This window comes from Acetomicrobium sp. (assembly GCF_059026225.1).
Map to the genome: position 1 here is coordinate 971,644 of NZ_JBWQOQ010000007.1, position 25,044 is coordinate 996,687.

Annotated in this window: 21 protein-coding genes and 1 pseudogene; 4 read left to right on the forward strand and 18 right to left on the reverse strand. The window is 44.7% G+C overall.

Translation table 11 applies throughout. From position 1 onward, the window contains the following. Positions 1-4: 4 nt before the first annotated feature. Complete coding sequence (locus AC5SXE_RS09375) at positions 5-2,413, reverse strand: DUF3536 domain-containing protein (protein ID WP_310848819.1); 2,409 nt, start codon at positions 2,411-2,413, stop codon at positions 5-7. A gap of 44 nt (positions 2,414-2,457) precedes the next feature. Further along, a complete protein-coding gene (gene glgB / locus AC5SXE_RS09380; RefSeq protein WP_310848817.1) occupies positions 2,458-4,374 on the reverse strand; it encodes a 1,4-alpha-glucan branching protein GlgB in 1,917 nt (638 codons plus the stop codon). A 251-nt stretch (positions 4,375-4,625) separates the two neighbouring features. Here glgB and AC5SXE_RS09385 point away from each other — a divergent pair, with 251 nt between their 5' ends. Both AC5SXE_RS09385 and AC5SXE_RS09390 read left to right on the forward strand, forming a co-directional pair. After that, positions 4,626-5,342: a DUF554 domain-containing protein gene (locus AC5SXE_RS09385; RefSeq protein ID WP_323720862.1), complete on the forward strand. Its 717-nt coding sequence runs from the start codon at positions 4,626-4,628 to the stop codon at positions 5,340-5,342. 58 nt (positions 5,343-5,400) lie between these two features. Beyond that, positions 5,401-5,562, forward strand: a complete 162-nt coding sequence (locus AC5SXE_RS09390) for a hydrogenase expression protein HypA/HybF (RefSeq protein WP_303883533.1) — start codon at positions 5,401-5,403, stop codon at positions 5,560-5,562. Between the two features lie 86 nt (positions 5,563-5,648). Here the strand turns inward: AC5SXE_RS09390 and AC5SXE_RS09395 are convergent, their stop codons facing one another. The 4 genes from AC5SXE_RS09395 to AC5SXE_RS09410 all read right to left on the reverse strand — a co-directional run bounded on the left by AC5SXE_RS09395 (position 5,649) and on the right by AC5SXE_RS09410 (position 9,189). After that, entirely contained in the window at positions 5,649-6,584 is a 936-nt protein-coding gene (locus AC5SXE_RS09395; protein WP_303883534.1) for an ArsA family ATPase, read from the reverse strand. A gap of 58 nt (positions 6,585-6,642) precedes the next feature. Beyond that, positions 6,643-6,918: a DUF7990 family protein gene (locus AC5SXE_RS09400; protein ID WP_303883535.1), complete on the reverse strand. Its 276-nt coding sequence runs from the start codon at positions 6,916-6,918 to the stop codon at positions 6,643-6,645. Positions 6,919-7,023: 105 nt separating this feature from the next. Then, positions 7,024-8,649: a carbon starvation CstA family protein gene (locus tag AC5SXE_RS09405; RefSeq protein ID WP_493917229.1), complete on the reverse strand. Its 1,626-nt coding sequence runs from the start codon at positions 8,647-8,649 to the stop codon at positions 7,024-7,026. Positions 8,650-8,655: 6 nt separating this feature from the next. Further along, positions 8,656-9,189 carry a DUF8052 family protein gene (locus AC5SXE_RS09410; RefSeq protein ID WP_493917230.1) on the reverse strand — a complete coding sequence of 178 codons (534 nt, stop codon included), beginning with the start codon at positions 9,187-9,189 and terminating at the stop codon, positions 8,656-8,658. A 201-nt stretch (positions 9,190-9,390) separates the two neighbouring features. Here AC5SXE_RS09410 and rimI point away from each other — a divergent pair, with 201 nt between their 5' ends. Beyond that, positions 9,391-9,885, forward strand: coding sequence for a ribosomal protein S18-alanine N-acetyltransferase (gene rimI / locus AC5SXE_RS09415; protein ID WP_493917301.1), 495 nt, complete (start codon positions 9,391-9,393; stop codon positions 9,883-9,885). Between the two features lie 70 nt (positions 9,886-9,955). Here rimI and AC5SXE_RS09420 read toward each other — a convergent pair whose 3' ends face one another. From AC5SXE_RS09420 to lpxK, 8 genes and pseudogenes are all read right to left on the reverse strand, one after another. Continuing rightward, positions 9,956-11,161, reverse strand: a complete 1,206-nt coding sequence (locus AC5SXE_RS09420; RefSeq protein ID WP_310848806.1) for a DegT/DnrJ/EryC1/StrS family aminotransferase — start codon at positions 11,159-11,161, stop codon at positions 9,956-9,958. Continuing rightward, positions 11,161-12,324: an iron-containing alcohol dehydrogenase gene (locus AC5SXE_RS09425; protein ID WP_493917231.1), complete on the reverse strand. Its 1,164-nt coding sequence runs from the start codon at positions 12,322-12,324 to the stop codon at positions 11,161-11,163. Before AC5SXE_RS09425 ends, AC5SXE_RS09420 begins: the two co-directional genes overlap by 1 nt. 39 nt (positions 12,325-12,363) lie before the next feature. Continuing rightward, entirely contained in the window at positions 12,364-13,566 is a 1,203-nt protein-coding gene (locus AC5SXE_RS09430) for a 3-deoxy-D-manno-octulosonic acid transferase (RefSeq protein WP_493917302.1), read from the reverse strand. 45 nt (positions 13,567-13,611) lie between these two features. Continuing rightward, complete coding sequence (locus tag AC5SXE_RS09435; protein WP_493917232.1) at positions 13,612-14,628, reverse strand: KpsF/GutQ family sugar-phosphate isomerase; 1,017 nt, start codon at positions 14,626-14,628, stop codon at positions 13,612-13,614. Positions 14,629-14,635: 7 nt separating this feature from the next. Continuing rightward, positions 14,636-15,486 (reverse strand): annotated as a pseudogene (kdsA, locus tag AC5SXE_RS09440) (3-deoxy-8-phosphooctulonate synthase). Next, the gene (gene kdsB / locus AC5SXE_RS09445; RefSeq protein WP_323720854.1) at positions 15,471-16,223 is read right to left on the reverse strand and encodes a 3-deoxy-manno-octulosonate cytidylyltransferase; all 753 of its coding nucleotides are present in this window, start codon (positions 16,221-16,223) and stop codon (positions 15,471-15,473) included. The pseudogene kdsA and the gene kdsB overlap by 16 nt, the downstream one beginning before the upstream one ends. Beyond that, complete coding sequence (locus AC5SXE_RS09450; RefSeq protein WP_493917233.1) at positions 16,216-16,905, reverse strand: hypothetical protein; 690 nt, start codon at positions 16,903-16,905, stop codon at positions 16,216-16,218. Before AC5SXE_RS09450 ends, kdsB begins: the two co-directional genes overlap by 8 nt. 25 nt (positions 16,906-16,930) lie before the next feature. Further along, complete coding sequence (gene lpxK / locus AC5SXE_RS09455) at positions 16,931-18,517, reverse strand: tetraacyldisaccharide 4'-kinase (RefSeq protein WP_493917234.1); 1,587 nt, start codon at positions 18,515-18,517, stop codon at positions 16,931-16,933. A 147-nt stretch (positions 18,518-18,664) separates the two neighbouring features. Here lpxK and AC5SXE_RS09460 point away from each other — a divergent pair, with 147 nt between their 5' ends. Then, a complete protein-coding gene (locus AC5SXE_RS09460) occupies positions 18,665-20,263 on the forward strand; it encodes a Na/Pi cotransporter family protein (protein WP_493917235.1) in 1,599 nt (532 codons plus the stop codon). On the opposite strand, the gene AC5SXE_RS09465 is transcribed toward AC5SXE_RS09460, so the two are convergent. The 4 genes from AC5SXE_RS09465 to AC5SXE_RS09480 are packed head-to-tail and all read right to left on the reverse strand — an operon-like array spanning position 20,260 to position 25,041. Then, a complete protein-coding gene (locus AC5SXE_RS09465; protein ID WP_493917236.1) occupies positions 20,260-22,044 on the reverse strand; it encodes an ABC transporter ATP-binding protein in 1,785 nt (594 codons plus the stop codon). The genes AC5SXE_RS09460 and AC5SXE_RS09465 overlap by 4 nt on opposite strands. After that, positions 22,032-23,135 carry a glycosyltransferase family protein gene (locus AC5SXE_RS09470; protein WP_493917237.1) on the reverse strand — a complete coding sequence of 368 codons (1,104 nt, stop codon included), beginning with the start codon at positions 23,133-23,135 and terminating at the stop codon, positions 22,032-22,034. Before AC5SXE_RS09470 ends, AC5SXE_RS09465 begins: the two co-directional genes overlap by 13 nt. Next, entirely contained in the window at positions 23,132-24,235 is a 1,104-nt protein-coding gene (locus AC5SXE_RS09475; protein ID WP_493917238.1) for a lipid-A-disaccharide synthase, read from the reverse strand. Before AC5SXE_RS09475 ends, AC5SXE_RS09470 begins: the two co-directional genes overlap by 4 nt. Continuing rightward, positions 24,232-25,041: an LpxI family protein gene (locus AC5SXE_RS09480; RefSeq protein ID WP_493917239.1), complete on the reverse strand. Its 810-nt coding sequence runs from the start codon at positions 25,039-25,041 to the stop codon at positions 24,232-24,234. The genes AC5SXE_RS09475 and AC5SXE_RS09480 overlap by 4 nt, the downstream gene beginning before the upstream one ends. Between the last annotated feature and the right edge of the window lie 3 nt (positions 25,042-25,044).

Here is a 25,044-nt window from a genome sequence, read left to right on the forward strand (position 1 = left end):
AACATTAAACCTGAACCTCTACGCCTAACTGTAAACCAAGACGTTTAATTACATTGCAAGCTTCGCTTTCGATAGTTTTGTTTTGCCCCAAGTAGTTAGTGACGATATCAAAATATATATTTTGCGCCTTCCATAGATCTAACTTCACATCAATCTGCGATAAAAGTTCTATGATCCTTCCGGCCTTGAGCAATAAGCTTAAATCTCTTCCCTGAGCTTTAAAACTTTCCAATAGTGAGTTGATCTTCTCACATGCTATCTTGCTAATTTGACCTTCGTCAATCAGTACATTCCAATCCTTTATTTCCCTGCATATCTTCTCCAAGTCCTCGACGTCAATCTCTGGATTCTTTAAAATTTCATCTAGCTTGCCACTCAATGTTACATCAACTGTGGCGCGAAAAGCCCTTGGAAGGGGGATTTTCAACTCCCGAAGCACCTTCATTGTAGAATAGTTCGCGTTGAATGCCTCTTCATAAGCCACCATGATCACATCTAGAGCATCTTCAATCAAGCTATCGACAATCTTGTACTGCTCATCTCGAAAGAGATGCTTTAAGGAAAAAATCCTGCCTTTGAAGTGCTTATCCATCTTTCTAACTATCTCAGGAACATCCTGATCTTCAAAGGCGGTTTCCAGCTCTCTCAACATTAAAGCATAAGATGCCTCGTCTACATGTTCGATCACGCTGCAGAAAAGCTGCAATCCACCAAGATAACAAGAGGCAAACCCCAAAAGATCTTCTTCCCAAGTAATTGAAGAGAATACGCGAACCTTGCCCAAGTGTAAAACAAATTTTCTCAATCCAAAACTTTTTAAATCCACATTCTCAGCTTCATAGCAATAAACGCTCTTTTTAACACTTCCGTTTAGGAACATGGATGCCATCACTCCATGGGCGCCAACTCTGAGGAGGTCCAAAACCTTAGGGAACACAATTTTCTCGTATATCCGCTTGCCGTTTTCCATTGCCGGATCGTTGCTTTTAGCTTTCTCAAGCAAAGTGAGGAAATCCGTTTCTAAATTTTTACCGCTTATGTCTCTTGCCAATTGAACAACGCGTGCGGCATAAGTCATGATCTGCGTGGCCTCCAGACCCGAGATGTCATCAAAAAACCAGCCACAACTGGTGAGCATCAACATGGCGTTTCTTGACATCTCAAGCAACTTCAAGGCGATTACTTTTTCATCCTTTGAAAGATCCTTCCTGGCGTTGCGATGGAGAAAGTCTTCAACGTTTTTGGGAGTGCGGTCCAATATCACATTTATATAATCGTCCCTTGCGCGCCAGGGATCCTTTAAAAGCTTTGAAGAATAAGTTTTGTAAATTGCCGTTGCCCTTTCGTCCAGCAGGTCTACTGCCTCTCTAAGAGGTCTTCTCCACTCCTGTGTCCACCCCGGATTCATTCCGGTGTCACATCCACAGTTGCCGCGCCATCTTTCTATGCCATGGGCACAACTCCAAGAGGTGTTCTCCGCTATTTGCACCTCATCTTTAGGCGGAAACTTTTCTAAATACTCACCATAAACCGTAATCCTTGCCAGGTTTTTGGACTCCAAGAAATATATGCAGTATGCAAGAGCCATATCTCCAAAGCGGTGATGGTGGCCGTATGTTTCCCCGTCCGTTGCGATATTAACCAGTTGCGGGAAACCGTCATCCTGCCTGAAAGCGTCCGAGAGTCTTTGCGCATAAAGCTTTCCATCACTCAAAAGTCCGCCAAAGGCCACATCTTGCGAAATGGGTCCGTCGTAAAAAAACAGCGAAATATCTTTGCCGGAAGGAAGACGGCACAAATAAGCTTTTTTTGTATCCAAAGTTGCGGCTGTCACTTCCTTCCATCTCCCGCCCCTAAGAGGTCTAATGCGTTTTGCCTGATGTGGTGCTAGTATGGTAAATTTGATATTCTGGTCAGCAAGGACTTCAAGAGTCTCCAAATCAACTGCGGTTTCGGGCAACCACATGCCCTCGGGAAAACGATTGAACCGCCTTTCGAAATCTCTAACTCCCCAATAAACTTGTGTCCATTTATCATGATAGCTAGACAAGGGCATGATGATGTGATTGTATACCTGAGCTATTGCCGATCCGTGTCCACCAAAGTTTTTCATCGAGATCCGATCGGCCTCTAGCAGAGACTCATAAACCCAAGAAAATTCCTTTTCCATCCAACTAAGGAGTGTAGGGCCAAAATTGAAGCTGATTTTAGAGTAATTATTTACAATAGCAATTATATGCTTGTCACTGTTTAATATCCTCGAGGCGGCGTTGGGAGCATAGCACTCGATGGTAATTTTTTCGTTCCAATCGTGATAGGGATGGGCGGATTCTTGACGCTCCACAAACTCAAGCCACGGATTTTCCCGCGGTGGTTGATAAAAATGGCCATGAATACACACGTAACGTTTCACCTTCGCACCCTCTTTTCAATGAATAATAGTCAATTATTGTAAATTTAGCCTTCATGTTTGAATACCAAGATTCCCAAAGGTGGAAGTGTTAAGGGTAAGGAATATTGCCACCTTTGAAAAGGAATAGGCTCAGACACCGCCCCTCCCAAATTACCCACGCCGCTTCCTCCATAATCAATGGCATCGCTATTTAATACCTCCTTCCAAAAACCAGTCCTTGGCACGCCAACCCTGTAATCGAAACGGGGAAGGGGAGTAAAGTTACATACAATTAAGAAAAGACCCTTTTCCTGCGTCCCCTTTCGCAGATAACAGATTACGCTTTGCTGCCAATCAGAAAAGTTGGACCACTCAAAGCCTTCAGGTTCGTGATCGTACTCGTGAAAAGCCGGTTCACCAGTATATAATTCATTGAGGTCATGTACCCATCGTCGAACCCCTTGGTGGAAGGGATATGCCAGTAAATGCCAATCAATGCTGCTTTCATGGTTCCATTCGGACCACTGCCCCAGTTCTCCTCCCATAAACAATAGCTTCTTTCCGGGATGAGTAAACATGTACCCATAAAGCAGGCGCAGGTTCGCAAATTTTTGCCATTGATCGCCTGGCATCTTTGAAATGAGCGAGCCCTTGCCATGTACTACCTCATCATGAGACAAAGGAAGTACAAAATTTTCGCTGAAGGCATACCATATGCTGAAAGTCAGCTGATCATGGTGATACTTTCGGTATATAGGGTCAAGCGACATATAATATAAAGTATCGTGCATCCACCCCATGTTCCATTTCATGCCAAAACCAAGTCCACCGATATAGGTAGGACGAGTTACCATTGGCCATGCGGTCGATTCCTCGGCGATGGTCTGAATGCCGTGGAAGTCCATGTAAATAACTTCGTTTAATCGCTTCAAAAAAGATATGGCCTCCAGGTTTTCTCTCCCACCATATTCGTTTGGAATCCACTCTCCGTCTTTTCTGGAATAATCGAGATATAGCATGGAGGCCACAGCGTCCACTCTTATGCCATCAATATGATATTTCTCGAACCAAAATCTGGCATTGCTTATGAGAAAGGCCCTAACCTCATATCTGCCATAGTTAAAAACGCAGCTTTTCCAATCGGGGTGAAATCCTTTTCTGGGATCGGCATGTTCGTAAAGATGCGTCCCGTCAAAGTAGACCAACCCATGCTCATCGTTTGGAAAATGGGAAGGTACCCAATCCAAAATGACTCCAATTCCCGCTTGATGAAGCCTGTCAATCAAATACATGAAATCTTGTGGTGTGCCGTACCTGCTGGTTGGGGCAAAGTATCCAGTGATCTGGTATCCCCAGGAGCCGTAAAAGGGATGTTCCATTACCGGCAAAAATTCCACATGGGTAAATCCCGTCTTTTTTATATATTCCGGTAAATGATGGGCCAATTCTCTATAAGTCAGCCACCTATTGCCATCTTCGGGAACGCGTCCCCAAGATCCCAGGTGCACCTCGTATATAGAAATGGGCGATTTTAGAGAGTTGCGTGACGTCCTATTTTTCATCCACCATTCGTCGTTCCATTGGTAAGACAGATCATGGACAATGGAGGCGGTTTTGGGTGGCTTTTCCCAGAAAAAAGCGTAAGGATCGCCTTTGTCCACTTTATAGTTATTATATTGAGATGAAATATGATACTTGTAATGAACCCCTTCCTGTAAACCGGGAATAAAACCCTCCCAAATTCCCGAATCATCACTTCTTACCTTTAAATGATGTGCCTCCTTAGACCAATTATTAAAATCCCCCATTACGGAAACCGAACTGGCATTCGGTGCCCATACCGCGAAATAAACGCCCTTTTCCCCATCTGCTTCAACGAGGTGAGAGCCCATCGCTTCGTACAAATTAAAGTGATTCCCTTGTTTAAATAAATATATATCGAAATCGGACCAAAGCGATATATCGTATCTTACTTTTTCCAAAAAAGATCACACCTTTCCGCTTATAAGAAAATTATAAACAAAGCATTCGCACCTTTTGAACCACCTCGTACATATGACAAATTATACCCTTTCTTTTTATTAAATCAGACCCGTTAAATTTTCTGAGTTACAACCTTGTAACGTTGATCCAAGCTAAAAAAACCCACCTCAAATCTGACGTGCGGGTGGAATATTCTTCTCGTTGAAGGTAGAATTCCTTGTATATGTTTTTATCAACGGGAGGTATATAAATGTATGACTTTATAAGCAACATCCCTGCGGCAGGATCCATAATAAATGCCTTAGCAATTGTTTTGGGCAGCGCCATTGGCCTGATAATAAAAAGAAGAATACCAGAAAGAATTACAATGGTTGCCTTTCAAGTCATAGGATTGTTCATATTAACGCTGGGAGTGCAGATGACCATGCAGGGAAAAAACATTTTAATCATGATGTTGAGCGTGCTCCTAGGCGCAATAGTTGGGGAAGCACTAGAACTGGAAGAAAGATTGCAAAATGGACTAAAGGGCTTGAGAACTAACATGATTGAGCAGGGATTTCAATTCGGCGGAGACCACTTGGTCGAGGGGTTTTTAACTGCCTTTTTGCTTTTCTGCATGGGATCGATGGCGATATTGGGCGCTTTTGAAGAAGGAATCGGCAAGCCGCCCAGGTTGTTACTGGTCAAGTCCTTGATGGACTTAGTCTCTTCAATTGCACTGGCTTCCACTTTAGGGGTCGGAGTGCTTTTTTCTGCAATTCCCCTTTTGCTGTATCAAGGAGGAATCACCTTGGGAACCCTTTGCTTCAACGACTTCATATCAAACACGCTAATCGATAACATAACAGCAGTTGGAGGGATCTTACTTCTTGGACTTAGTCTTTCCCTATTAAATATAAAACATTTTAAAGTATTCAACATGATCCCTTCTTTACTCTTTGTAATAGCATTCTCGCTATTTTTATAAAACACGAATGGCCAAAGTTGTGTATAATATAAGTAAAGGCAAGATGGGAGGTGTCATCATGAGAAAATTTCGCTGCCTCGTTTGTAAGTACGAATTTGAGGTAGAAGACGTCCCCCCTGTGATGAAGTGCCCGAAGTGTCACGCCCGCTTCATCGAGCTAGTTGAAGGAGAACCTTTTAGGGGTAAACCCTGGAGCAGCAAAAGCTTTAGCGTAAGTTAATCTTTATGAAAATTTCATTAGAAGTTTTCATAAAACAGTAGGGAAGTGCTTTTATCCCTACTGTTTTTGCTAAATATAAATATGTCCTATCCCGCAATCAACATGTCCGCTATGATTCTAAGGTCCATCAAACCCCACACGTCTTTGTCAAGAAGCTCGATTTTTGTCAACACCTTATCGCCAAACTTTTCGTAAATCACATTTATGTATTTTTCTTGAACTTCTTTTCGCTTATCTACGAAATTCCCGCTCAGTTCCTGCGGGATAACGCCGTTGATCACAATGCCGGCGACCTTGATACCCGAGCTTTCTAAATATTTAAGGGCTCTTTCCGTCTCAAAGACAGACAATCGCTCCGGAGTTACCACAAAGACGAAGGCCGTCTTTTCGTGATCGCTTAACACGTCCCACGCCTTTTCAAAGAGGGTTTTTCTCTTTTGCAAAATGCGTAAAATCGGGTCCTCTTTTACAACGCCGGATGCCCTTTGAAATAATTTTAACGCCTTTTCGCGCTTTTCTATGAGGCCATTGATCCACAGGTCAAGAAGCTTGGGCAAGGACAAGAGCCTTAAAGTATGCCCCGTAGGAGCGGTATCGAAGACCACCATATCAAAGGATTTCTCCGCTTCTTCCATGACTTCAATGAACTTATCGAATATTGCCGCTTCCTCCGAACCAGGTGACATGTAGGCTGCATCAATTTGTTTTTGCAGAGCATCAATTACAACGCTGCTGACCGCACCTGATAGCTGTCTTTTGACGCCTTCAATGTATTTCTTAGCCTCGATTTCCGGATCTACCTCAAGAGCAAACAGATTATCTAAAATTTGAGCTCCCTTTGGACCAATGGTTTTATCGAAGATGTCGGACAAAGAGTGAGCTGGATCGGTGGAAACCAGCAATATTCGCTTGCCCCTCTCTGACGCTTTCAAAGAAAAAGCGGCGGCACAAGTTGTTTTACCAGTGCCGCCCTTGCCTCCAAAAAACACGTATTTTTTGTCGAATAAAACAGCCACGCTCATATAGTGTCACGTCCTCCCAATTTCCTTGAAATCACCCCAACGGGGTGAAAGTTTAACATCAGAAATCAAATTGCGCAGCCTTTTCTTCCAAGACTGTGCCTTTAACCGCCATGCGTTGTTGCCAACGCTCTATATCGTCAGCCAAGTAAGGCAACAACTCTAAAGTGTAATAAGATGTTGGATTAGGTATGCCTAGAAGATCGCCAAAAACGAGGATCATAAAAGCATCATTAGTATCGAGCGCCTCTTTCATCACCATGGGGTGAGTTTTATTTATAGGCTTCAATAGGGTGGCAAAAAAGTCCTTAAAGAAGGCCGCCACCTTTTTCCACATCACTGTTCCCCCTTTATTAAATTACAAAAATTCACATTTAAACTCCAGATCCCGACATCCCCAGGGGAATCCACGAAAAACACATTCCCCTGGGGATCAAAGGAACTATGCCTGCTGCTCTTTCTTCTTTCCAGTTAAAACATTGTAGCTTAATGCTATCAAGATAATTGCCAGTACAAAAAGAAGGGCTCCAAAGAAGACCAATATATAGTTTCCCTTTGCAATATTTGATTTGATCAAGAATACCAGGGCTGTAAGGGTGACTACAAACATAAATATCATCGGAGCTATTAACATCTTGTTATTCATTCCCTTGTTGGCAAGCCACGCAGCCACTGCGAGGAAAGCCACGCCTGCCAAAAGTTGGTTGGCAGAACCAAACATGGGCCATATTAATCCCCAACTCGTAAAGGCCAAGTAAATTGAAACGCCAATTGTTATGACGGAAGCAACGTATCTATTGCTAAGGATCGACGTTCCAGATGTTGATGACTCCGTAGCAGACGTTTCCTGGAAGAATTCCTGAAAGGCAAATCTTCCAAGTCGACCTGCTGTATCCAAAGTGGTAAGCGCAAAGGCCGACACAGCCAGGGCAGTGAAGGTTTTTCCCATCGTAGCATCTACGCCAAAGCTGGTCATGAAGGTAGCTAACCCAGTTGAAAATACGTTAACAGGTCCTCCTTTTAAAAGTTCCGCATAACCATCCGAAGTTAGGTAAACTGCCGTAAGAGTAGCAAGAATTGCGAGTGCACCTTCTATCAACATGCCACCGTAACCGATTACTTTTGCGTCTCCTTCTTTGTCAATCTGTTTTGCCGTAGTACCAGAAGCAACAAGCGAGTGGAAACCCGATATAGCTCCGCAGGCTATCGTTATGAAAAGCATTGGAAAAAGATAACCTTGAGTTGGATGTTTAAAAGCAGTCACCGCTGGCATTGCTATCCTGGGATGGTATAAGAGAACGCCTATAAACCCACCCAGGATCATGGCATATAACAAGAAAGAGTTAAGGTAGTCTCTAGGCTGAAGCAACATCCACACAGGCAAAATAGCAGCCACTACAATATACAGTGACAATATTATCAACCACGCTTGTTTGGACAATTTCAGTGGGAAGACAACCCCAAGCCATATGCACAACGCCAAAAGCGCAACACCAACAACAGTGCTCACGATCAATGGGGCATTTCTCCTGTATATTGCAAATCCAAAAACCATGGCTAAGGGAATAAACAATAGCGACGCCGTAGCAGCTTCAGGGGTAGAGACAAAAGTGTCAGCTACTATATTGGCAAAAGCCGCAATGATGAGTACTAGGGTAAGCCAGGAGAAGAGCAAAAATAGCCTCTTGGCTGCCCTTCCGACGTTTGCATCGATGATGCCGCCGATGGACAAGCCTTTATGTCTGATCGAAGCTACAAGAGAACCAAAATCGTGAACAGCTCCAATAAATATGTTGCCAATGACGATCCACAGCGTAACAGGCAGCCATCCAAAGACCGCAGCCAGTATTGGGCCGTTAATTGGCCCTGCTCCCGCAATGGAAGCGAAGTGGTGACCCAGTAGGACAGGAGCCTTTGCAGGAACGTAGTCAATTCCGTCGTAAAGCTCATGAGCTGGGGTTTTTGCTTGCGGATCTATACCCCACTGCTTTGCAAGCCAACCGCCGTAAAATATGTAAGCCAATAAAAAAAGCAAGAAAGAGACCAACATCAACATTACACCGCTCATCAAAGCTCACCTCCACGTAAATATTTTTTTCAAAAAACTCTTAGGTTCTGGCTTTATAATAAAATCCTCTTTTATTTGCCTTCCACTAACATTGCTCCACACCCGTTCGTTGCTTAAATCGACGAGTAAAAACCTCAAATCGTACCATCCCCTCAAGCCAAATTTGAAATGACGACCATGTTTTACTCCTTCAACGAAACGAACGAGCTCACGTGAAGCTCCTTTGCTCAATACTACCACTAAAGTAAGAAATGTGCACATATGATTCTCCTTTGGATTTACCCAATTATCATATTCTAAGGTAATCCAACTGTAAAGGTCGACTATCTCCGATAGCGGCAGCCCATCGTAGCACTTTATCATTCTATAATCATGAGCTTCGTAAGCATCAAGGGCATATCCCAGTATCGTGCGCTCGGTCCGAACATGGCACTCGGCGTATAAATCGAAGGATTTGCCTTTTATCTCGTAATTTCTATAGACATCAAAGTATCGTTTGTGCCTATTTTCAAGCATCATCAGGTAAGCCGTTTTATCCACCTTTCAAACACCTCTATTTCGCTTCCTTTAAGCACGCTGCGTCTTTAGGGATATTTAAGTTAGTAAACCTGTAATTCCATTATACTTAACGTTTTCATACGTCGCAAAAAACAATTTTGGTTGTAAAATATTTCTGAGGTCTTTGGATCTATTTTGTATTTGTAGCGGTAGCAAGAAAAACGATAGAAGGGGCCTCTAGTGATGTTTTTAGTCGATATAAGGTATTGCAGTTTAAAAGACTTAAACGAAATTTATTTCATTGAAAGGGCAGCTTACGAATACCCTTGGCCTTACGAAATCTTCGAAGCGGATCTTAAGCGTAAAATAGGCAGGATTTTTTACATAGGCGCCTGGTGGGAAGACAAGTTGTGTGGTTTTGGCACCTGTCGTCGAGAAAAGAGAAAGCTTAAAATCATGAACCTCGCTGTCCATCCTGACTTCAGGCGCAACAAGATAGGATCTCAGTTACTGCTTGCAATGGGAGAGCTGGGAGTAAGCTTAGGGTGTAAAAGTGTCCTTTTAGAGGTAAGGGTCACCAATCATCCTGCGCGATTGTTGTACGAGCAATTTGGGTTTAAGCCCATACGTCTCCTGTCGCACTATTATCAAGATGGCGAAGACGCCTACTTAATGGAATCGCCGTTGCCTTTTCAGATCGTATTGCCAAAGGATAATGCAGAAACTCAGTCCGAATGAAGAAAGGGCCGCACCGCTAACCTAGTCATTAAGATCGCGACCCTTTCTTTAAAAGTACTCTCGATTCAGCTTAAAGGGCTGCCTTTATACCTGCGTTTATTGCATTGGCAATTTTTTCTATCTTCGCATCGTCCATCACTACGCCTATAGCAAACATGACGGATCGCGAAAGTATTTCCTCGGTTTGAGTCCATTCAATGGGACGATATAAGGGCATGTCCTCAGCGTAGGGACAGTCAAAGGGACAGCGCACCCTGGAGTAGTACTTACCTTCCCTCAAGGTGGCCCAGTGTTTCGCATAATGCCAGGTGTTATCGGACAATATGGAGCAGCCTGCCCCAGCTTCGGTGCATGCCTCTTTGAAACGCATCGCAGCGCTGGCATCTGGCAAGATTAAAATCAAATGAGACGCAATTTCGCCTTCCCTGTCAGGTAAATCCCGCAAGGAAATTCCCTCTACCTCACCTATAGCATCTAAGATTTTTTTCTTGTTATTCCTTTGCGCTTCAATGACTGTATCAAGCTTAGATAATTGCGCCAACCCCAGGGCACCTTGAAGCTCACCCATTCTGAAGTTGAAACCAAGACAAGCCTTTCCCTCAGCTCCTCTATCTATATTCAAGTCGTGTATATGGCCATGATCATGGTAGTACTCCATTTTCTTGTACAATTCTTCATCGTTAGTGAATAACATTCCGCCTTCGCCCACGGTTATGACCTTATAAGGATCGAGACTGTAGGCGCCCCAAACTCCAAGACCGCCGCAACCCCTGCCCTTGTAAGTAGCCCCGATAGCCTGGCACGCATCTTCAATCAAATAAAGGCCATGCAGATCGCATATCTCCTTGAAGGCGTCCATATCGGCAGCTGCGCCAAACATGTGAACAGGCATTATAGCTTTGGTCCGATCCGTAATTAAACTTTCAACGGAACTCGGATCAAGATTCAAGCTTTCGTCGACATCTGCCAGCACAGGAATAGCCCCGCACTCCAGTATGGCCTCAATGCTTGCGATAAAGGTAAAAGCACTAGTGATCACTTCATCGCCAGGCCCTATACCAAGGGCCTTAAGGCCTACGTAGAGAGCCGCCGAGCCATTGCTCACGCCTAAAGCGTATTTAGTCCCTACCCTTTTTGCAAAGGCTTCTTCAAATTCTGCTACCCGATAAATTCCTTCTCTGACGTCCTGGAAGGAATACCTGTGCACAACTTTTCTTTTGATAACATCCGCCAAGGCATCAATTTCTTTCTGATCGAACAACTCAAAGCCCGGCATTATTTCATCGCCTCCTCGTAAATTTTGATGCAAAGCTCCTTATCAAAAGGCCTAGGATTATTTTCCATAGGCCTGCTTACGGCTAAAGCTTTTTCTGCCATCTCGGGAAAATGTTCGCTCGTTATACCTACGCTCAGGGACTCTAAAGTCCTGGGCAACTCCAAATCTTCAAGCAACTCATCTAAAGCTTCAGCACAAAGCAAAGCACCGTCACGAACATTGATATTGCTTCCTTCATCGACATACCCTAACCACTTGAGGACGTTGGTATAACGGCCAGGACAACTGAAAGCGTTGGCCCTGACTACGTAAGGTATTAACAGAGCATTGGCAATTCCATGCCCCACCCCAAACATCCCACCCAAGGGGTATGAAAGGGCATGACAAGCTCCTACCCCTGCGTGAACTAAGGCCAAACCAGCCAAATAAGCCGCATACTGCATGTGGCTTCTGGCCTCCAAGTTTTTGCCATTCCATGTAGCAATTCTGATCCACTTTCCTATACGTCTGATGGCTTCTTGGGCAAACATATCGCTAAACCACGTCGCGTGTATACTCGTATAGGCTTCCAGGGCATGAATTAAAGCATCCATGCCAGATGCAGCCGTGACTTTGGGTGGGGCTGTCATGGTAAGCTCTGGATCTAAAATGGCGTAATCAGCAAACAACTTTTCATCGTTTATCCCGCCCTTGAACCCATCACTTCTACGTATTAATACTGCAGTAAACGTAACTTCGGAACCAGTGCCCGCAGTCGTGGGGATCATAATCTTCAAAACTCCCGGTTTTTTAACTAGGCCTAAACCCTGATAATTGGCTGCTGAGCCTTCGTTCGTTACAAGCACGCTTACGGCCTTAGCTACGTCCATGCAGCTTCCTCCGCCTAAACCTACCACTGCTTGAGCCCCAAAATTTCGTGCTAAGGCAGCCGCTTTATCCGTGGTCTCGACCGATGGCTCAGGTTCTACTTCGCCGAAAATCTCGACTTCCACGCCCCCTGCCTCGAGAATTTGCTTAACCCTGCTTGCCGTACCGTGCTTCACTAAATTTTCGTCCGTCACCAGAAACACTTTTTTTACGTCATTGCCTATTAACTCTGTAACTTTAGAAACCACACCCGCTCCGAAAAATGCCTTTCCAGGAATAAACATCTCAAAGGACAAGCCAATCCCTCCCATCAATTCATCAAAGTCAAAGTAAAATCATCTCAAACATGAAGCTATCTCATTCCACGCCAGCTTTGAAGCTCCGCTCAAACTTTCTATATAGTCCACAGCCTTCTTCTTTAGTTCAGCTTCTACGTTTAATGCACGCAACCAAACGTTGGCAAGATCTTGGCCGTTTTTTACGACCTCAGCTACGCCACGGCGTTGCAGTTCTGTAGCTGGTAATGAAAAATCTTCCATGTAGGGACCAAAGGCAATCGGTACTCCAAAACAGGCGGGCTCAAGCACGTTTTGTCCCCCCTTGGGAATTAAGCTACCTCCAACAAAGGCACCTGTTGCCAGTGAATAAAGGTCAAACAAAAGTCCCACCTCGTCTACTACTAACACATCCCAGCCTTGCTTTATTTCAGAAACCAAGGAGACTTTGTGCTTTTGACCAGCTAAAGCACAAACTTCCTTTGCACGCTCGGGATGTCTCGGCACCAAGACCAGCTGGGACTGGGGTAGTTTTTCTTTTACTAACTCAAAGGCCTCAAGCACCACGGTTTCCTCGCCGCTGTGGGTACTGCCTGCTATGAAACAAGGGTTTCCTTTCTTTATACGCAACCTCTTCCTCAGCTTTTCTGGATTGACCCTATCTTGCCTTAAAAGCAGGGCATCTATTTTAACATCGCCAATGATTTTTACTTTATCTGGGTTGACCCCTAAATAATAAAGCTTCTCAGCATCATCGGACGACTTGACTAAAATACCAGAAAAGCACTCCAAGGTCTCTTTCCAAAATTGGAGTGATCTGCAAGCCTTTTTAAAGGATCTATCGGAAAACCTTCCGTTAACCAAAAAGGACGGTATCTCTCTTTTTTTTAGTTCGTGGAGAAGATAGGGCCAAATTTCAGTTTCCACACTTATATACGCCTTAGGATTGAGAATGTCCAATGATCGCCTTATCACCCATGGAACGTCCCAAGGGTAATAAAAATGACCATCGACCAGATCAGAAAGCAGCTTTTGAGCCATCCTTTTTCCGGTACAAGTCACCGTTGAAATGAATATGGGAGCACTGTATTTACATTTACGTGCTCGTAAAATCAAGGGAAAAGCTGCCTGAACTTCACCAACTGAGACCGCATGAACCCATATAGGATCATTGTCAAGTGCTTTAAATTGCTCTTTATTCACCCTGCCTACCCTATCGCTAAAACCTTCCCGGTAACGAATTCTTAAATAAGGGTAAAGCACCAAATAGGTAAGGCTGATCAAAAAAGAGTAGGACTTTAAATTCAGCTAAGCCACCCCCGCCTTCAGCATATCATGTAGGTGAACCATCCCCACGGGAAATCCCTCTTTCATGACGACAAGGACGCTTACCTCGTATTTTTCCATTAAAAGAACTCCTTTAACGGCTAATTCATCTACACCGATCGTCTTTGGATTTCTGGTCATTACTTCCACAATCGGTAACGAAAGCACTCCCGTCTCCCCTCGATCCTCTATCAATCTACGAAGATCGCCATCTGTAAATATGCCCTTTAACCTGCCCTCATCGTCCACTATAATCGTAGCGCCATACCCCTTACTAGTTATCTCAAAGAGCGCTTCTCTTACGGACGCCTTTTCTGAGACCACAGGAAGCCCTTCATTGCTCGCCATAACATCGCTAATTCTTAGAAGAAGTTTTTTCCCCAAGGAGCCTCCGGGATGAAAAAGGGCAAAATCCTCTTTTTTAAGTTTTCGCAAATCTGCGACCATGGCTGCAAGGGCGTCTCCAATGGCGAGCTGAACAACCGCACTGCTCGTGGGAGCCAACCCCAGAGGGTCAGCTTCTTTTTCCACACTCGCATCTATCACTATGTCCGCTTCCTTGCCCAATCTTGAAGAAACGTTGCCGGTTATTGCTATGACAGGAATGCCAAGCCGTTTGAAATAGGGAATTATTTTTAATACTTCGTTGGTTTGCCCGCTGTTGCTCAAAAAAATGCCTATATCTCCGCGACACACCATTCCTAAATCGCCATGCACTCCCTCAGTAGCATGGAGGAAAATAGAGGGCGTGCCTAAAGACGCGAATGTTGCAGCAATCTTTTTCGCTATTATTCCGGACTTTCCTAAACCACAAACGACTACGCGGCCTTTACATTCAAATATTAATTTAGCGGCCTCTATCATTTCTAGCCCAAAACGAGATGACGCATTGATCAACTCCCTTGCCTCTTGCATCAACACTTTCTTCCCGATTTCGAGCAACCTTTCATCCTCATGAGAAAGAGTTAAAACATCTCTGTCAGCGAAATCCTTTTTCACTACCAAGTTACGCCTCCCCCACGTCAACATATCCAAGTTTGCCTTTTACCAGGTCATCGAGGGCAACTAATTGACCAAGGAGATCCCTTAAATCGGACAAAGCTATCATATTGGGACCATCACTTTTTGCCTCGTTCGGACTTCGGGTGAACCTCCATGAATAAAGCATCTATCCCGATGGACACCGCGGCTCTTGCAAGAGGTAGGACAAACCTCCTGTCCCCACCGCTTACCCCTCCCAGTCCTCCAGGCATTTGCACGCTGTGTGTCGCATCGAACATAACGGGACACCCAAAGGACCTCATAATGGGGATGGAACGGAAATCCACAACTAGCTCATTGTAACCGAAAGCAGCTCCCCTCTCGCATAAAATTACCCTATCGTTGCCCGATTCCCTTGCCTTTTCAAGCACAAAACGCATATCGTAAGGGCTCACGAATTGAGCTTTCTTTATATTGAGCGGCTTGCCAGTTTTTGCCGCGGATACGAGCAAATCGGTCTGCCTACATAAAAATGCTGGTATCTGTATTACGTCTACAACTTGAGCTGCGCGTTCTGCTTGATTTGGCTCGTGAATATCGGTAAGCACTGGGACTCCAATCATTGATTTCACCTGTTCTAACCACCTCAAACCAACCTCAAGGCCAGGGCCACGAAAGGAATGGATAGACGTGCGATTTGCCTTATCGAAGGAGGACTTAAATATGTAAGCTAAACCCAAATCATCACACATTTTTTTGACCTCCGCTAGCCACCTCAAGAACCAACTCTAGACTTTCAAGGACGCAGGGACCCGCAACCAATACAAACCGCCCTTCCCCTATCGTTATATCACCAACCTTTACCCTTTTAACCATGGCATCTCATCTCCGTGCTTTTCTAAATACCGTTCGAAGATCATAACGTCTTCTGGGGTATCAATTTCAATTGTGTCCCTCTCGGATTCTATGCATAAGATATCGTAACCTCTTTCAAGTATACGTAACATCTCTAAGCTTTCCGTCTTCTCCAAGGGGCTTTGCGGCCACGAATCGAATTCAAGCAAAAATTCGCGCCTGTAGCAATAGGGACCTATGTGTTTATAATACACTGCGCCTTTGTTCCTCTCATATGGAATGGGAGATCTGCTAAAATAAAGCGCATGCATCTTTTGGTCAAACACTGCCTTTACGATGTTGGGGTTAGAAATTTCATCTGCCTTTTCAATCTGCTTCACAAGCAAGGCAACATTTGCTTCCTCCGAGTTCGCCAAGGCCTTTATTAAAGGATCGACCATATCCGGACCCACCATCGGATCGTCAACTTGAACGTTCAATATTATGTCAGCAGACTTCCTTTGTGCAACCCAAGCCGTCCTGTTGCTACCGGAAGGCAATTCTGAAGGCGTCATCACAGCCTCGTAACCTTGTTTGAAAACAAATTCGGCTATCTCTTCGTGATCGGTGGCTACCACTATTTCGCTGACCTCACACTCAGATAGACCCCTTAAAACCCAATACAGCAGAGGCTTGCCACCTATTTTCACGAGAGGCTTACAGGGCAATCTCGTACTGCCATGCCTTGCAGGGACTACCGCTAAAATGTCTTTACTCAACGCTAACCTCCACCTCTTCTTTCTTCACACTTTCAAGGGGATAGAGAAATCTTCTTTGCAGAGCGCAATACAAATCATGCCTATGCTTCCATCCCAACTCGCACAAAACATACTTTGCTACATCCTCTATTGCGCCAGGCTCGCCCATCCTCTCCTTGCCCGCCAAAGACATAGCTTGGTACCTCTCGCTATCACCCAGAATCGATATAATTTCGGCGGCAATTACCTGCGGGTCTCTTTTAAGGAGCACTTCGGCATCACCCAAAAGTTTTTTCTGAACCCTTTTTCCCTTGTCATCGACAGAGACTACTGGAACTCCCAGACCCGCGCATACCTGATTGGCCGTACCGCCAAGCCCGAGCAACAGATCCGCTTTTTTTGCAGCCGTGGCAACAGGACAAAAGGATATCGCAACTTCTAAATCGCCCTTCCTTAATAGATTGTCCTCAAACAAATACCCCTCAAGGCTTGATATCATCTTGCTCCACTCAATGCTGGGAGCTATGACCATCAAAAAGTTAGCCTTTATTTGCTTCGTTACCAGCTCAGCCGCCTTTAAAAGCAATCTTACATCTTTGTAGGCATCCTGCCTGCTACCAGGCAACAGTAGTATCCTACGTCCTTCTTTATCCGTCCACGGATCTTTACAGGCTGCATTATTATTATCACCTGTCAAATCCATAATTGGATTTCCCACGTAAACGGCGTTAACTGAAACTTTTTCTCAGTTCACGAGCCGTCATTTCGTCCCTCGTCCAAACCTTTCTCGATTTCTTCCTCAGAATCTGTTTTTCTATCAGGAAATGGCCCCTCAAATAAACTGTTTTAGCTGTTGCCAAAAGAAGGGGCGGCACTCCCTGCCCGTACAAAGCATGCAACAATAGATAAACATCACCTACGCATATGGGAGTCCTAATCTTGCCTCTGAGCCGGGACCATGCATCCAGTTGTCTTTTCACGTGTCCTAAAAGCCCCGCCCGAACGTCTTTTATGAGCTCAAAGAAACTGTATTTTATTACACCACCACTTGGAGTATCAAGAGGGGGAGGATACACCTCTATGCCCGAATCCTCAAAAATTTTACCCTTTCCAACCAAAGGAAAGGCGTACAATTTGGCCTTAGGAAGGTCTTTTCGTATGCGTTCGGCCAAAAGACATGCCATCGAATCTTCGCCATGGCCGTTGGACGAGATGACAATTTTTGGTCGCAACGTTTCTATTAGGGTTTCAAAAAAACGACTTTCTTCACTTACCACAGTCACTACACTTGGAACATAGATAGGAATATCGATCAAACAACCCTGTGGTAAGTTATAAACATCCTTCTCGGTACATATTGCGACTTTTGCACCTACCAGCTTGCAACGACGGGCTATGTTGTCCAAGTCCTTTTTCGAGTACATATGGTGATCCCTGTAACGCATTTCGCTTTTAACGTTATACCCCATATTCTCGATGAAATTACGGAAGCTCTCTGGATTTCCTATGGCTGAAAAAATCGATACAGGGAGATTGGGATTTAAAGGATCTGTGTCGACAAATTGGTCTCCATCCCACTTCTGCCACCGTTCTAAAACTAACCTTGACGTGAAAATTGGTTTGTCGGATGCATACTTGCGGACCAAAGATATCAGTTCAGCTAGCGCTTCCTCTTTTACCTGATCCGCCTTAGTGATCACCAAAATGTGAGCTCGCTTCAAATTTTTAGGGGACTCTCTCAAGGCACCGGCAGGAAAAAGCTTGCCGTTGCCGAAGGGGCATGTGGCATCTATCAACACTATATCTACATCACGCACCATTCGCCTGTGCTGAAAGGTGTCGTCCGATATGGCAATATCAACCTTGTTTTCCCATCGCAACATCTCAAGTGCCGCAAGCCTATCGAGCGAAACGGCGACAGGAACACCAGGCAGTCTAGATGAAAGAAGGAGGGATTCATCTCCGACCTGACCGCGATCACCCTTGCCGTTTACTACGAGAATCGGGCCCTTGTCCTTGTGTTTTCCGCCATATCCCCTTGTGACCAAGCCGGGATTTAAACCTAAGGTTAAAAATTTTCTGGCAAGCATCTCTACAAAGGGAGTTTTATTTGTTCCACCCATCGTTATGTTCCCAATGCTTATAACTGGAAGCGAGGGTTCAAAAGATGAAACCAGGCCGTGATCATAGGCAAAGTTACGAAGCGAGACGCCAAGTCCATAAATCAAACTTAAAGGAGTAAAAAACAGTCCATAAAGGACGCTGTTTACCTTCCCTCTCGTATACTCTAGATAATTGTTTAAAGATCCTGACATTCGAATCACCATCTGAGGATAAACATGGTATATTTCAGAAGCTGTCAAAATTAAGAGAAAAACGGTATCGTTAATTATATCATTCAACTTATCGAAAGTATGCTATAAAATAATATAGGTCAAATACTAAAAGTGGGGGACCTTGATTTGGAAACGATATTAATGGCCTTAGGAGGAGTAGCCCTATTTTTGTATGGAATGGCAAAAATGGGCGAGGGTCTACAAAAGATTGCCGGCGATAAGCTAAGAAAGTTCCTTGAAACTCTTACATCTAATCGCCTTTCGGCCGTAATTGTGGGACTAATAGTGACAGCGATAATTCAATCTTCTGGCGCCACTTCTGTGATGTGTGTAAGCTTTGTAAATGCTGGTATTATGGAGCTTGAACAGGCAATAGGGGTGATCATGGGCGCAAACATAGGGACCACGGTCACCGCACAAATTGTAGCCTTTAAGCTTGAAAAGGTGGCATTGCCCGCAATTGCTCTGGGTATGGCATTAATGTTGTTAGGCAAAAGGAAAAGTGTAAAAGAAGGTTGCGCCGATTTCTTTCTGGGGTTTGGCATGCTGTTTTTAGGCCTATCCATTACTGGAGACGCAGTAGCACCTTTAAAATCTTACGCGCCTTTCGTAAATCTTTTGCACATTGGAAAAACGCACCCTCTAGTTGGAATAGTCATGGGAACAATATTTACGACGCTTTTGCAATCTTCATCGGCATTGACAGGCCTCCTCGTGACTTTGGCCTCTCGGAACGTCATGGATTTAAGCGCAGCCCTTCCGATGCTACTGGGTGCAAACATTGGAACAACCTTCACGGCACTGCTGGCTTCTATAAATACATCTTTGGCCGCCAGGAGAACAGCCTATGCTCACTTCCTCTTTAATGCAATCGGCGTGCTGATATTTTTGCCTCTTTTAGGGCCGCTTGAAAGCATAGCAGCTCGTTCAGGCTTAAACGCAGCGAGACAAATAGCTAACGCGCATACCATTTTCAACGTAGTAACTACTCTATTGCTACTTCCTTTAGCGCCTCAATTTGTAGCCTTAATTTGCAAGCTAGTAAAGGGGCACGAACTAACTCTCGAGCATGGTCCCAAGTACTTGGACGCAAAGCTCGTATCCATTCCTTTCATGGCAGTTGTACAAACGCAAAAGGAAGTAGTTAGGATGGCAAAGCTATGCCTCGAGAATCTAGAAACTGCGGTAGCAATATTTTGGGGAGATAAAAGAAAGGACAGAAAACGTTTCGATAACATAGAAGACGTGATTGACGAAATCGAGGAAGCCATCAGCTATTATGTGGCTAAGATCTTTCAACAAGAAGTAAATAGTGCTCAGGCAAAGATTTTAACTTCCGCCATAAGTATCTCCGCTGACTTGGAACGCATCGGAGATCATGCTACGGCAATAGTTGAGCTTGCAGATTACAAGGAAAACCACAATCTTCCCTTTTCCGATGAAGCAGTTAAGGAGCTAGATGACATGATCTCAAAGGCGGTCGAATCAGTGAGGGTTGTAGTTGATGCCCTTGAAAATAATGACAAGCTAAAAGCAGCAAGCATAATCGCTATGGACGATATACTTGACGATCTGGAAAGGGAGCTGCGTGCAAGGCACATAAAACGGTTAAATCACGGTATATGCTATCCCGCTTCAGGCGTGGTATTCCTGGACATGCTTAGTCACCTTGAAAGAATTGGAGATCACGCTGTGAACATAGCCGAAGAAATAATTGCGACTTAACCATTTATAGCACTCGGGCTTTTCTCTCCCACCTGAAGCGAATAAAGCTTTGCATATAACCCCTTTGATTTCAGCAAGGCCTCGTGATCGCCTTCTTCGACGATTTCTCCTTGATCTAAGACAACTATGCGATCTGCATTTCGCACGGTAGAAAGTCTATGGGCTATGATAAGGGATGTCCTACCCTCTGCAGCTTTTTGCATAGATTCCTGAATATGTCGTTCCATGGCCGCATCCAAGGATGATGTGGCTTCATCCATTATAAGGATTCGAGGATTTCTCACTATTGCTCTTGCTATAGCAATGCGTTGACGTTGTCCACCACTGAGTGTCAGTCCTCGCTCGCCAATCTCAGTATCAAAACCATTTGGCAAGCTTCTTACGAAATCTAGTATGCCGGCTTGTTCAGCCACCCTTACGATATCTTCATGGGAAGCCCAAGGACATCCGTAAGCAATGTTATAAGCTATGGAACCCTTGAGCAATACGGGATCTTGAGGCACGATGCCTATGTGTCTTCGAAGCGTCTTTAAGTCCAGCTGCCTCACGTCGCATCCGTCTATCTTAACTCTTCCCCTGTCCGGATCGTAAAATCTGGGAATGAGATCAACTAAGGTGGACTTTCCTGCCCCCGTCTGACCAACGATAGCAATCTTTTCTCCAGGCTCGATGTGAAGGGTAATACCTTTTAAAATCCAAAGTTCATCCTCATAAGCAAAATAGACATCTTCAAAATCTATCATTCCCTTTATGCGCTTTAATATCACGGGCGAACGAGGTGGACATACCTCTGTCGTGATGTTAAGCACCTCAAATATCCTGTCAGCCGCAGCCAAACCCCTCTGTACCCCCGAAACGACCTTGCTCAATACTCTAACGGGCTGGACCAGCAGTCCTAGATAACCTATGAAGGCTATCAACTCCCCTGGCGTGCTCCTGCCCCCTACGACTTCCCTCCCGCCGACCCACAAAATTAAGGCAAGGGCTCCTATTAATATGACTTCTACGGCTCCCTCTAAAACGGCATGAATTTGTATTCCATGCATGAGAGCGCGGAAGTTTGATTTGTTTTGATCCTTAAATTTATCCAACTCCTCATCCTCAGTGGCAAAGGACCTAACTATCCTTACGGCGGAAAGGGCCTCTTGGGCTATGGACACGACTCTGCCCAACTCTTCCTGAATCCGGTAGCCCACAGAGCGAAGCTTTTTCGAAGCTACATTTAAAACATATCCTGTAAGGGGCAATACAATAAAGGTGAGCAAGGCAAGCCGCCAATTCAAGGCAAGCAAAAATATGATCACGGCAACAAAGGTAATGCTTTGAACTACTAAGTCTACAACGACATTTGTAACTAAATTTTGAAGGATCATAACGTCGTTCGTCATTCGCGATATCAAATCACCAATCCGCGACTTATAAAGATATCGAAACGACATCTTCTGCATGTGATCGTAAAGCTGAACCCTTATGTCCATTATTACGCGTTGCCCAACCCAATTCATCAAATAGGTCTGACCGTAAGAAAACAGAGCCTTGCACAAATAAATCCCGATGATCCCCAAAGCCAGAAAATTGAGCATCAAGAGGTTTTTTTGTATCAACACATCGTCAACAATGTTTTTGAGCAACCAAGGTGGCAATACCGCTAATATCGAAGAAATGGCCATACATGCCATAGCTGCAAATAGCCTTCCCACGTAAGGCTTTAAATAACTTATTAATCGCAGGTAAGTACTCCTTTGAGCTTTACGCAGATTAGGCTTCTTTATGGAAGACATCCAATTATCTCCTCCGTTAATCTTCTGGAAGCACCCCGAACCGATGGGAACTTGCTCATTAAGTCAGAAATATTTTTTAACCACGAGCTATCGCATAAATAGTTTGCCATTTTTTCGGCAATTTGTCTTGGCGTGTAGTCTCCCACAAGTTCCGGGATCAATTCCTTCCCCATTATTATATTCGGCCACGACAGCATCCTTTTATTCTCGGAAAAAACCTTCAACAACCTAGTTTTAACCAAGGGCAAACGAAATATAAATCTCTTTAATCCACTAAAAGGTATATCTTCAAGAAAGACATAAGGAACGGCCACCAGCGTCGGTACCTTTAAGTAAAGCAGTTCCAGAGTATTCGTACCAGGCTGCGTCAAAGCCAAATCCACCCCTTTTAAGGCAACGGGGGTACTTTCCTTGCTCGGGTTTAAACCCGCATCTTCCCAGATCTTTACCTCCTCATCAAAGGAAAAGGGAGAAAGCAAAGTCACTACATCCGCATCCAAAATAGAACTCAAGTGCTCGTATACCTCACACAAGAAGGGCAAAGCCCTTCGCCTTATCGTCGGCCTGCTTCCCGGAAAAAAGGCAACTTTAAAAGAAGACGAATCTTCCACGGGCAAACTCGCTTCACGTTTTTTCTCCATATCTAACTTTAATGAATCTGCGACCAGATCACCGATGACGATGGGATAAACACCATCACTTTCGATATTTCTAGCCATAACCTCATAGGCAGTAAACACGCAACTGCAACTGCTCAAGCCCTTTTTCTTGCCATAGGTATAGCAAAAAAGTTCTGCATTGGTGGCTTTGGACAAAAATCTGCCAAACATTAAATCTCCGCCAAGCTGTACAATCAAGCCTACATCTTTTGTCTTTCTCAATTCATAAAAGGTTTTCGCCCAGCCGTAAGGGCCAATTACATCGTAAAAGGGAAGAGACTTTGCACAAGCGCGTTCCATGCCAGAAGCGTATTGACATGGCAGCAACCAAAGAACGGGCCTGATTCCCCTCTGGTTTAGTTCATGAGCCAAGGGGCGAGCCCAATCCCAAAGCTCACCGGGACCATTGGTAAGTATGTATACGTGCTTCATTTCTCCACCCTCTTGACAATGACATCGGCCCAAAACTTATAGGAACCTCGCTGGCCCAATTTCTTTTTGGCCTCGAGCAAATCCTCGCGTATTTTTGTCGTGTCTTGCAAGTATCTTTGCAGCGACTCTTTTATCAAAGAGGCATTAGCCTTGCCTTGAAGTAACTCTGGGTAGACTTCCCGTCCTAACAAGACATTTGGCATTGACACCCACTGCGTCTTTACCATCAACTTGTAAACTATATAACTCAGTAGCGAAGCCTTGTACAAAACAAGCATGAACTTCTCTAATATCATAGCTTCCACGGCTGCAGTTCCACAGGCACCTATGACAAAATTGGATACATAAATGAGATCAACTCCACTTCCCTCAAAGAAGGGCAGGGGGTTGCCCGTTTTTTTTAAGGCCTCCTTGCTGGCGGGCGATAAGCTTTCTGCGATGGAAAACACCGGATAATAACCCGCCTTTATCAAACAAAGGCCGACTTCTTTTAAAACAGGAGCGAGGCGTCTGACTTCAGCCGACCTGCTGCCGGGTAAAAGTGCAACTACGCACCTGCCTTCGTATATATTTAACACATCTGGGCTCGGAACGTAATCGTATAAATCATCTAAAAGCGGATGACCTAGCCAGTGACTTTCAATGCCCCTATCCCTGTAAAAATTATGCTCTAGCCCAAAGAGAGGAAGGCATATGACCTTTAGATCCCTTATCACATCTGCTCTACGCTTTCTCCACGCCCAGGCCGTAGGCGGTGAAACGTAAAAAATAGGCTTAGAGTATCCTTTTCTTCTAAGGTCCTTTATCAAAGGAATGTGATAGTCGGGGCTATCTATGACAACCACGCATGATGGCATATCTTCTAATATCTTATTCGTCATCCGGTTCTTTAGGCGAACCAACCGAGGAACGCTCTTTAGTGCTTCCATAACTCCCATGATTTGAAGCTGGTTGTAATCCCAAAGAGCCTGACCGCCAGCTGATACGCCTTCGGGCCCTAACATGCCCCAACAACGACCGAGCTTACCCTCTATGGCTTTTACGAGACTTCCCGCGTAATGATCGCCCGAGGCTTCACCGCAGCTCACAAAAAGGCTCAATGCCTTACCCCCAAAACCGCTATACCAGAATCGGCAGCGAAGCTCTTGAAGTCTTCAGGCTCTATGATCACCGTCCTGCCCACCTCTACGGCAAGACATTTAAGTCTGACGTCAAGCATGTTTTGCAAAGTCCTTACCCCCACAGTGGGCAAGTCATAACGTTCATCTTGATCGGGACGCATCATTTTAAGGACTATTCCCCCACTAGACAAACCGCCAGCCCTGAGCAACATGGCGTCCGTTCCCTCCATGGCTTCCACAGCGACGATGGCTTTTTTGTGAACTACCAATGTCTGACCAAAGGAGAGCGGCAGCAGAACTTTTGCAATTTTTTTTCCATATTTTATATCATCAAGCTCTTCCCGAGTCGGAAGCCTACCTGCAAAGTGACCTTCGGGAGCAAGCCAGTCCGGTATAATATCCTTGTAGCCAATGACATTGAACCCTTTGCTCTCTAAAGCCGAGACGATATTGGCCAGCAAGCTATGATCGTCTCTGGAATGCAAACCCCGGAGCAATTTATCTAGCTCCTCGTCATGTAACCTTTGATGATACATCAACGTTTTGGGCACCAGTCCCGCCATGATTATCTCGTGTATTCCCTTGCATTGCATATCATTAACGATGAGGCCAAGATTTAAACTTGACAACTTAACCAGTTCCAAGGCGAATTTTGAAAGATCCTCAACATGCTCACCGAAGGAGTATATGACAGGAGGACACCCCTTAAAAGTGAGGCGGCGTGCAATTTCCAGGGGCAGGCGACCATCTCCTGCTATGAGAGCAATATTCTTGAAGTGTGCCATCTT

What these genes read in the sequence shown, in the direction of transcription:
- AC5SXE_RS09385 (WP_323720862.1), top strand. Translation starts at nt 4,626, where the DNA reads ATGTATGACTTTATAAGCAACATCCCTGCGGCAGGATCCATAATAAAT.
- AC5SXE_RS09390 (WP_303883533.1), top strand. Translation starts at nt 5,401, where the DNA reads ATGAGAAAATTTCGCTGCCTCGTTTGTAAGTACGAATTTGAGGTAGAA.
- AC5SXE_RS09395 (WP_303883534.1), bottom strand. Translation starts at nt 6,584, where the DNA reads ATGAGCGTGGCTGTTTTATTCGACAAAAAATACGTGTTTTTTGGAGGC.
- AC5SXE_RS09400 (WP_303883535.1), bottom strand. Translation starts at nt 6,918, where the DNA reads ATGTGGAAAAAGGTGGCGGCCTTCTTTAAGGACTTTTTTGCCACCCTA.
- AC5SXE_RS09405 (WP_493917229.1), bottom strand. Translation starts at nt 8,649, where the DNA reads ATGAGCGGTGTAATGTTGATGTTGGTCTCTTTCTTGCTTTTTTTATTG.
- rimI (WP_493917301.1), top strand. Translation starts at nt 9,391, where the DNA reads ATGTTTTTAGTCGATATAAGGTATTGCAGTTTAAAAGACTTAAACGAA.
- AC5SXE_RS09420 (WP_310848806.1), bottom strand. Translation starts at nt 11,161, where the DNA reads ATGCCGGGCTTTGAGTTGTTCGATCAGAAAGAAATTGATGCCTTGGCG.
- AC5SXE_RS09450 (WP_493917233.1), bottom strand. Translation starts at nt 16,905, where the DNA reads ATGGATTTGACAGGTGATAATAATAATGCAGCCTGTAAAGATCCGTGG.
- lpxK (WP_493917234.1), bottom strand. Translation starts at nt 18,517, where the DNA reads ATGTCAGGATCTTTAAACAATTATCTAGAGTATACGAGAGGGAAGGTA.
- AC5SXE_RS09465 (WP_493917236.1), bottom strand. Translation starts at nt 22,044, where the DNA reads ATGTCTTCCATAAAGAAGCCTAATCTGCGTAAAGCTCAAAGGAGTACT.
- AC5SXE_RS09470 (WP_493917237.1), bottom strand. Translation starts at nt 23,135, where the DNA reads ATGAAGCACGTATACATACTTACCAATGGTCCCGGTGAGCTTTGGGAT.
- AC5SXE_RS09480 (WP_493917239.1), bottom strand. Translation starts at nt 25,041, where the DNA reads ATGGCACACTTCAAGAATATTGCTCTCATAGCAGGAGATGGTCGCCTG.